General features: G+C 60.6%; 1 pseudogene. It reads right to left on the reverse strand.

From position 1 onward, the window contains the following. Window positions 1-9: 9 nt before the first annotated feature. Window positions 10-241, reverse strand: a pseudogene (locus AC0L20_RS41730) (hypothetical protein); the annotation flags it as partial.

The following is a 241-nucleotide window of genomic DNA, read 5'->3' on the forward strand; positions in this document are numbered from 1 at the left end:
TTGTAACCGTCATTCGCGAATCAACGCATAGGCGTTGTGTAATTCACGGGTTCGTTCGGTGGCCTCGCGCACCTGCGCGGGGCTGGCGCCGCTGCCGGCAATCTTGTCCGGGTGGTGGCGGCTGAGCAGGCGACGATAGGCACGCTTGATCGTGATGCCGTTTTCGACAAACGTCGGGCAGGTGGACAAACACAGGGTGGGTTGGGCGATATAAGCGTGAGGCTTGGCCTTGATACGTGCG

This window comes from Bradyrhizobium sp. Kon58 (genome assembly GCF_055807455.1).